Consider the following 3,953-nt stretch of genomic DNA (forward strand, 5'->3'; position numbering starts at 1 on the left):
ACCTTTGATAAGGTGGATAGTTTTTTATAAACATTGGCTTTAGAGTTAACCATGCCCGTGCAGGAAAAGAATATATTGGTACAACAAGCCCGGCAACAATTCTAATGTTTCGTTAATTACAGGAAACCTGAAACCAAAAGCGGAAATAATACTGGCAAAAAACAATACTTTAAACTGGTTTTTAAAATAATTATTGTGTTGCCTTTTAGCCATGGATTCAACTACCAAAATCCTGTTGCAGCCAATAGTTCACAATAATGTTGACTGTAATAAATTCGCTGTTTTTACAATCCCGGCAAAATCTGTACATAGCGAATGGTCATTGGCTTCTTGGTAAATAATGGCTGCAATACCTAACAGCATGGCAGATACCGCACTGGTTAATAATAATTTTAAAACATTTGATGTAATTTATCCGGCTTCAGGTAACAATTAACAATGGTTTCTTTTTGAAAAGTAAAAGGAATGACCCCATTGAGGGTTTTAAAAAATAAATCACGCATATTCAATAAAATCATCAATGTTTACAAGTATCGGTTAAGGTTTAAAATAATCACCTTACCGTTGCGTAGGATAAAGTGTCCATATTGTATTAACAAGATAAAGTTGATATATCAGGTACAATAAAAAGTAAATTTAGAAAATACCGCCCCTTTAATTTCTCACACAACGTACAGACATTCCATCGCGTTTATCGTAAAAGTACATATAACTGTCGGGGTAATTGTAGCCCAGGCTTCTTTCAACAGCAGTGGTGCTGTCATGTTCTTTGGCTGTCCACCAAAACGTAAACTGTTCCAAAAAGGTAAAGTACCCGGATTCTGTGCGGTAGCCGGCAGGTCGCCCGTTAAAACCGGTTTCATTTGTTGCACCCGTATTGGGAATGAGCCATAAGTCCGTTGTTTTAAGTTTGCCCCCTGCAACCATATCGCCTCCAAGATAAAGAACCACATTACTCCACTCTTGTTTGGTGGGAATATGCCATCCTTTTGGTGCAAGACCCCTCGGATCATTTACTGCATACCAGTTATATAGTTTGCCATATAGCGCACCATGGGTTGAATCATTGTTATAATAACACCAGGCGCCGGTAGTAAGATTTTTCCATGCAGTGGTATCCGTTACCTTGGGTATGCTATCACCATTTTGGTAGGTAACAACATCGAGGTTACTTAACATCCACTGCGAAAGTATATTTGGAATAATACCGGTAGTAAAACTTGTTTGTGTTCCATAGGCTGTACCAACACTGTTTGTTGAGTAACTTCTCACATAATAACTGGTGGTATCATGTAATTCGGTAATATTACTTTCATAAACACCCACTCCCGAACCATCCAATGTTTTTTTATCGCCGGTTGTAGGATTTGTAATAGTACTCCAGCAAATGCCCCTTGCCGTAATGGGAGTGCCACCATCGTTGGTAATATTGCTATAGACAGCAGCAGTGTTATAAGTAATATTCGTTACAGAATCGGTTGTAACAATCGAAAGTTTCGCCGGGGGAATAACCGGAGGAACGACCGGCGGACTGGGTGCTGGTGATTTTTGGCAACCTAAAAAAAACGTACATAGAAGTACAACAAGGGTGAAATGATACCTGGAGTTTTTCATAAAAGAATAAGTTAAGGATAATATAAAGAAGTTTCGTAAAATTTGGATTTACGACGAAAAATTTAAACGTATTTAAAGATGAATTTATTTTAGTTAAATAGCTAATAAACGAATACTCCTGCGGATGGTAATTATGCCACAATTCAACATTTTAAACCTCTTTCATAAATCCGGTGATTGGTGGTTCATATACAAAGGTGAAATAGTGGTTCTTTGAGTTAACAAAGAAGAAACAGACGCACTCAAATCGATTATGCAAGTTACGGATATTTTAATTTATAATCTTTAGCTGATTTTAAAAAACTAATAATAATGTAAAAAAAACGACTGGCTATTGAACGAAATAACGATGAGAACGCATTTTTTTTTAACACAACGCTTTATGTTTCCGGTAATAAACTCGATACGGGATTACATCATATCAAATCTTGCTGATGCAATATAGTGATGAAGATAAAATTGTAATGATGTATTGTTGAAAAGATAATAATGTGGAAAATTTTTATTGCTGTCTTCTTTTGTGCCCCCGGAAGAATTACTATTTCAGACTCCACACTTCTTTACCATTGATATATGTGTGCAATACCTTTATAGAGTTCATTTCTTTTTCCTCAGTTGTCAACGGGTTTTTATCCAGCAAAATAAAATCTGCCAGGCAGCCTTTTTGTAAACTACCGAACCTATTTTCCTGGCCTATCAACGCAGCATTGAGGGTATAAGCTTTCAAAGCATCTGTAATGGAAATACTTTCTTTTGCTGCAATGATTTTGCCTTCTTTTGTTTTTCGTGTTAATGCTGCGGTGATGCCTTTCAGCGGGTTGAAATTTTTTACTACCGGTGCATCAGAAGACAGCGCCATTAAAATATTGTGTTGTAAAACACTGTTTACCGGATAACATTGCTGTAGGTAATCATCATCCAGGTACTGAATAAAATTCTTACCGAGTTCATCTAAAAAAATGGTTTGCATACTGCAGGCAATATTATTTGACCGCATAGTTTCCAAATGCTTTTTTTCGGGCAGGCCGAGGTGCTCAATTCTTTTAATAAGCGAAGGAAAAATACTGTTTAATTGCTGGTAAACTTCCAGCACCATTTCTATGGCAGCATCGCCAATGGCGTGTGTTGCAACTCCTAACCCTTTCTCCATACATTGCCTGCTCAGATGCAGGTATTGGTTTTTATCTAATCGCAGCACTCCTTGTTCACTGCTGTTTTTATAAGTTCTTTTGAGGGCAGAAGTTTTACCGCTTAACCCCCCATCTGCAAAAAATTTTACAGTGTTGATCTGCATAAAATTACTGCTGTATTTTTCGGGAATAGGGTAGGGCGTTTCACTTCCGTCTGGTAAAATAATGGGCAAAATATTTAACCTGAATCCGAGTTCACCTGCCGTATCCATTTCCTTATAAGCCTTAATCAGCAATGGATCTGCGGCGGGGTCTGTAGCAGCGGTAATACCATAGCTATGCATTTCATTCCGGCACGCTTTGATCATTATTTTTAAATCTTCCACGCTGTAGGGCGGAATTTTACTGGCTACCAAACCCAGTGCTGTTTCAATTAAAATACCGGTTGGTTCACCAGCTGCATCCATTTGAACGGTGCCTCCATCTGGCGATTTTGTTTGACTGTTAATACCTGCTATTTGCAATGCAAAAGAGTTGCAAACAGCAATATGTGCGCAGGTACGAATGAGATAAATTGGTTTGTTGGTGCACACTTTGTCGAGATCATTTCTTGTCGGCAACGCCTTGTCTTCCCACGCTACTTCATTAAAGCCCCGGGAAGTTATCCATTGCAGGTGTGGGTTTTGCTGATGATAATTCAATAGCGATTGCAATAATGCTTCCTTGCTTTGCACGCCTCTTACATCCAGCATAAATGTTTTTAGATTACCCACTTTCCAGATGTGGATGTGCGAATCATTAAAACCGGGCATCAACGTTTTACCTTTGGCATCAATTACCTGCGTTGTAGTATGGATAAGGCTTTTCAGTTCCTCGTATTTACCCACCGCTTCAATAATGTTTTCATTGATGGCAATACTGTCGCAGGTGCCGTTGATAAAGCCATCCTGAAAGGAAATGATTTGGGCGTTATGTATAAAGAGTGTCGTCAATTAATAATGGCTGATTATTTAATACGCTTCGGTCAGTTGTTGCCGGATGAACTAATGGTACAAGTGAGTGACACAACGACAGACTGTGCAAAAACTAAAATCAAAAAAAAGAGATGACTTACCCACAACTTATCATAAGGTACATCAAAAGCAATAATAACATTGTCTAAGTAATATGAGTTATAAACAAGGCATAGCACGCGAACAAATGAGCATG

At 38.1% G+C, this 3,953-nt stretch carries 3 protein-coding genes; all 3 read right to left on the reverse strand.

Annotated elements, in window-relative coordinates; genetic code table 11:
• Nucleotides 1-654: 654 nt before the first annotated feature.
• Nucleotides 655-1,614, reverse strand: coding sequence for a fibrobacter succinogenes major paralogous domain-containing protein (locus H7254_RS19500; protein WP_301934567.1), 960 nt, complete (start codon nt 1,612-1,614; stop codon nt 655-657).
• A gap of 538 nt (nt 1,615-2,152) precedes the next feature.
• Complete coding sequence (locus H7254_RS19505; RefSeq protein ID WP_301934568.1) at nt 2,153-3,736, reverse strand: amidohydrolase; 1,584 nt, start codon at nt 3,734-3,736, stop codon at nt 2,153-2,155.
• A gap of 32 nt (nt 3,737-3,768) precedes the next feature.
• On the reverse strand, nt 3,769-3,953 hold a 185-nt coding region (locus H7254_RS19510), incomplete at its 5' end, for a hypothetical protein (RefSeq protein WP_301934569.1).

Origin of the sequence: Ferruginibacter sp. (genome assembly GCF_014377975.1) — a bacterium.
Taxonomy (GTDB): domain Bacteria; phylum Bacteroidota; class Bacteroidia; order Chitinophagales; family Chitinophagaceae; genus Ferruginibacter.

Bases quoted from the DNA above. Each gene is read 5' to 3' on its own strand.
- H7254_RS19500 (WP_301934567.1), bottom strand. From the start codon at position 1,614: ATGAAAAACTCCAGGTATCATTTCACCCTTGTTGTACTTCTATGTACG.